Origin of the sequence: Pseudomonas sp. EL_65y_Pfl1_R83 (assembly GCF_963970695.1) — a bacterium.
GTDB lineage: Bacteria > Pseudomonadota > Gammaproteobacteria > Pseudomonadales > Pseudomonadaceae > Aquipseudomonas > Aquipseudomonas tritici.
This window is the reverse complement of sequence record NZ_CAXAQI010000168.1, coordinates 1-576: the sequence shown is the minus strand read 5'-3', so window position 1 is coordinate 576 and position 576 is coordinate 1. Positions and strand designations below refer to the sequence as shown.

Here is a 576-nt window from a genome sequence, read left to right as displayed (position 1 = left end):
CAGCAGCAGCAAATTGACCAGCATCGCAATGTTCAGCGCGCCGTGCGCGTGCTGCGTCAGGCCCATGCCATACACGCCGATCACCTTTTCGGCGGCGATATAGACTTCGGCGGCCTCGCGCAGCGCGGCTTCGCTCAGGCCGGATTCGCGCTCGATCTCGGCCCAATCGGCGTCGCGGCAGGACTGGATGAAGCTGTCGAAGCCGGTGGTGTGCTGTTCAACGAAGGCGTGGTCGATCACTTCCGCCGTGCCCGCCGCCCTGGCGGCATCGTCGGCCTCGACTACGCATTTGCACAGGCCAAGGATCGCGGCGATGTCGCCGCCGGCCTTCACCTGATGATATTGGTCGGAGATCTTGGTCTCCTTGCCGGTGAGCATCGCGGCCGGGCTTTGCGGATCGACGAAGGAGACGAGGCCTTGTTCGATGACGGGGTTGAAGGTGACGATCTTGCCGCCGCGATCCTTCAATTCCTTCATCGGGTGGAGGAAGCGCGGGCTATTGGTGCCGGGGTTCTGGCCGAACACGAAGAAGGCGTCGGTTTCGGCGAGATCCTCCCACACGATCGTGCCAACGGG

Annotated in this window: 1 protein-coding gene; it reads right to left on the bottom strand. The window is 63.5% G+C overall.

Annotation, left to right across the window (positions count from 1 at the left end; translation table 11 throughout):
- Positions 1-576: molybdopterin-dependent oxidoreductase (locus AACY08_RS28225; RefSeq protein ID WP_339472388.1), on the bottom strand; the 576-nt coding region annotated here is incomplete at both ends.